The following is a 3,630-nucleotide window of genomic DNA, read 5'->3' on the forward strand; positions in this document are numbered from 1 at the left end:
TTCGGTGAAACCCCGCGACAACACCCTCCCGCGCAGCGGGAGGGTCGGGCTCTTAGGCCCGGGGAGGGCCTTACGGAAACCCTCTCCGGGCCTAAGAGCCCGACTCTCCCAGAGGGAGAGTAAAGCCGAATTAAATGTTGCGACGTGCTTACCTGAAACATGAATGGCGGAAGTCGCAAGCGAGACAGATGAGCTGTGCCGGATCCTCGGGCAAGCACTCGTCACTGCCCGCACGAATGAGCAGCACGCAAGAGCCAAAATAAAAACAATCACCCAAGTCGAAGCGACCCAATTTCCAATTTGCATTGTTCAATTTGCAATTTGCAATCTGCCATCTTCCCCGCCCGCCATACTGATGCCCACCGAATCAAAAAACGTCGACCGGGGCGAAATCGAGGCGAACCTTCGCCTGCACGTCGATCGACTTGCCGGACTGATCGGTCCTCGCACTTTGAAAAAGCCCAAGACAATCCAAGCGACCATCGGCTACATCCAAGGCCAATGGGCCGAGATGGGGTACACGATCGATCGCGAGACCTACGACGTGCTCGGCGATGAATCGATTGACCTGATCATCGAGCAACCCGGTACCAAACGAGCCGATGAGATCGTCCTGCTCGGGGCCCACTACGACACTCTCTTCTCGACGCCCGGAGCCGATGATAACGCGTCGGCCGTGGCGGTCATGCTGGAAGTCAGCCGTTTGCTTCGCAACCACACCGGCCGGCGCACCGCCCGCTATGTTGCGTTCGCGTGCGAAGAGCCACCGTATTTCGGCCTGGACGTGAACGGTTACTCGCAGGTGCCTAAGAAAGTCCCGCAGGTGGGATGAACCCACGAGACTCCTGGATGGCCCAACAAAACCCTCGCCAAAGATCCCTACCTCTGCCTTGATCTCGACCGCATCACCGACGAAAAAATGCTGTTGAGGGTACGGTTTTGAAGCCAAAACCCCCGTTTTCTGCGGGCAATGCGGGGTCCAGGGAAGCCACATCGTTGTTAACCGTCTTCCCGAAGTTCCACGTAAGCCATGTCTGGGTAAGCACTTACGCTCCGAGACCTTCCCAAGCTTACGAAACCGAACTTGACACGTCATAATACAGTCATATTATTGTCATGAGCGAGCCGATAACTGGAACTGAGGGCTTGGAGTGGCGGTTGCGAATTTGCCGCCCTGCGTTTCAGGACTTCCAACACCTCCTGCCCCGCTATTCGGTTCGCTCCGAACTGAACCGACAGCTCCACAAACTTCGCTGGTGGGATCCCGATCAGCTTGTGGTCATTGATTTGCCGTGGCAGCGTCTGCAGCCAACCGGTCTGGTGGAACTGTTTGCGCAGCTCGATGACGGAGTCGTTGATACCGTACGAGTCCTGTTTTTCGAGTATTCGCCAAATCCGCAGGTTCCCACGCTGTGGATTCTCGGCGCGATGCGGGCTGACGAGACGCTGGGCAGTTTGCAACACACCATTTATTCAGGTCGCAGCACGATCATCAGAGCACGTGCTGATTAAGGTGACGAGATGTCAATAAGCAACTTAAATGAAATTCCAAGCGATGCTTTTCGTGCCGTGCTGAGCATCAGCCCCGAGCAACGAGACTTCATTCGTCGGTACATGGAGTGCAGCGACGAGGTTCAAGCGGTCGTTCGTTCGATGTTTGCGGTAATCGAGCACGAACAGACGACGGATGATGATCGTCATCGAGCGTTTGCGACCATTGCAGACGCATTGTATCTGAACCCACAAGAGGGCCACGGCGCCTACGGTCTCGACTTTCGAAAATCGCAAGTCGAGACCGCCACCCAGCATCCCGATCCGGCTTGGAGACCAATCATCGCCGCTCGACACGAGCAAATGGCCACTCAGGAGGCCACCTTCGCCGATCGTGTCAAAGCGATTCTGCAACAGAAAAACATCACTCAAGAAGAACTTGCGGAGCGTATCGCCTGCACCCAGTCGGCGATTTCGAAAATGCTTTCACGCAAATCGCGACCGCAACGAAAGACGATCCTCAAAATGGCAACTGCACTCAACGTTTCCCCCACTGATTTGTGGCCGGACCTCGAAGTCGCCGCGAGCCTCGACTCGACGGCAGAGTTCTTCAATGATCGAGAACTCACCGCCGCTCAAGCCGAAGCATTGGACGCTGCTATTTCGCGACCGCCTGCTCAAGTTAAGACTCGCGAGTTGCCTTCGAGAGCAGGGCGATAAGCATTGTCGCGGTCCGAAGAAAAGCTGCTCTATGCAGATCCATTCACACCAGCCGATTTGCCTTTCCTGGCCGATCTGCATTGCGGTGATGAAGCGTGGGCACGTGCAGCGACCGAGTGGATTCGCGGCTCGGAAGTTATCGACTCGATTGAGAAACACGAGACCAAGGTCTGGATCTATCGCCACAGCGAGGCCGACGACTCGATCGTTGGCTTCGCTTCTTTATCGGCGACGGGCTGGTTGAGATGGCCACCGCCCGATGGCAAAAAGTCTCGACTACTATACATCCCTCAACTTGGCCTTGATCACAAGTACCGCGGCAAGCCTTCCTCGCCAGAATTCCGCTATTCCAACCAGATCATCGAGCATCTGATTGGTCAAGCCAAGAAAGCCGCGGAGCAAATCCGAGAAGACAAGCCACCGAAGAAGCACGTTGAGTTGTTAACCCTGCGAGTTCATCGCGACAACATCCCTGCTCAAAAGCTATACCAGCGTTACGGCTTCGAGTTTTTGCCCGAATTTGATGAAAACGATCATCTCGCGATGCAGCATAAGTTGGCTCTCGATCTTTGAAGTTTCGACATAAAACTGCGGATTCCATCTCTCTGAATTGAACGCTAGCGGGATTATTTACATCTGATTCGCGATGAGCTCTCAAAATGGCACCGAAGCTACCCCCTGATCTCAAAGAGACAGTGGTCTATCACTACTGCGACGCAAATGCATTGCTTTCCATACTCAGCAATCAAAAGCTATGGTATACGCATGCTGCGTATCTGAACGACACCATGGAGATAAAGAAAGGTGTCGAGTTCTGCCAAGAGCTGCTTTCTGAGAAATTGAACGCGGATCCAAGCGATCCTGTGCTTGAATCAGCGAAGTCTTATCTGGCGAACGCGGAACGATGGCAGTATTACATTTGCTGCTTCTGTGCCAGCAAAGACAAGTTAAGCCAGTGGAGAGCCTACGCCAACGACGGTGACGGTTTTGCGATCGGAATGAAAACGGAACTTCTCTTCCAAGAGACCGACGGCGTCTTCGAGTGCAGACTCGATTCAGTTTCGTACGAGGAATCACCTCTTAAAGACGGGTTCGATGCGATCGTCAACGACTTGCAATCCCAACTCGCGGCATTACCAGACGACACCGATCAGAACAGGGTAAACTGGTGTCGTAACAACGCTGCTGAAAGGATCGGGGGCTGGTGCATCGACCAGTCCGCCTTCCACAAAGATGCTGGCTTCAGCGTAACCGTACACCAAAACCCGTTGCTGGCGAGCATTGCCGATCGGACCGTGAGCAGGTAGGAGACGCTCGCCGGATCTGTCGGTGGGCGAGCTAACTGATTAACGCTTCGGGAGGCGGCGGCGGGCTCGGCGGGTTCGTTTGCGGTCCGCCGCTTGGCGACGCTCGTCCTGC

General features: G+C 54.8%; 4 protein-coding genes and 1 pseudogene. All 5 read left to right on the forward strand.

Annotated features, from left to right (window positions below; genetic code table 11):
• Positions 1-355: 355 nt before the first annotated feature.
• Positions 356-775, forward strand: a pseudogene (locus GE027_RS22345) (M28 family peptidase); the annotation flags it as partial.
• A 341-nt stretch (positions 776-1,116) separates the two neighbouring features.
• Entirely contained in the window at positions 1,117-1,512 is a 396-nt protein-coding gene (locus tag GE027_RS22350; protein ID WP_153559453.1) for a hypothetical protein, read from the forward strand.
• Positions 1,513-1,521: 9 nt separating this feature from the next.
• Positions 1,522-2,211: a helix-turn-helix domain-containing protein gene (locus tag GE027_RS22355; RefSeq protein ID WP_153559454.1), complete on the forward strand. Its 690-nt coding sequence runs from the start codon at positions 1,522-1,524 to the stop codon at positions 2,209-2,211.
• A 3-nt stretch (positions 2,212-2,214) separates the two neighbouring features.
• Positions 2,215-2,784, forward strand: coding sequence for a GNAT family N-acetyltransferase (locus tag GE027_RS22360; RefSeq protein WP_153559455.1), 570 nt, complete (start codon positions 2,215-2,217; stop codon positions 2,782-2,784).
• Positions 2,785-2,870: 86 nt separating this feature from the next.
• A complete protein-coding gene (locus GE027_RS22365) occupies positions 2,871-3,518 on the forward strand; it encodes a DUF2971 domain-containing protein (protein ID WP_153559456.1) in 648 nt (215 codons plus the stop codon).
• The last annotated feature ends 112 nt before the right edge of the window (positions 3,519-3,630 follow it).

This window comes from Roseimaritima sediminicola (assembly GCF_009618275.1).
GTDB lineage: Bacteria > Planctomycetota > Planctomycetia > Pirellulales > Pirellulaceae > Roseimaritima > Roseimaritima sediminicola.

What these genes read in the sequence shown, in the direction of transcription:
- GE027_RS22350 (WP_153559453.1), top strand. Translation starts at nt 1,117, where the DNA reads ATGAGCGAGCCGATAACTGGAACTGAGGGCTTGGAGTGGCGGTTGCGA.
- GE027_RS22355 (WP_153559454.1), top strand. Translation starts at nt 1,522, where the DNA reads ATGTCAATAAGCAACTTAAATGAAATTCCAAGCGATGCTTTTCGTGCC.
- GE027_RS22365 (WP_153559456.1), top strand. Translation starts at nt 2,871, where the DNA reads ATGGCACCGAAGCTACCCCCTGATCTCAAAGAGACAGTGGTCTATCAC.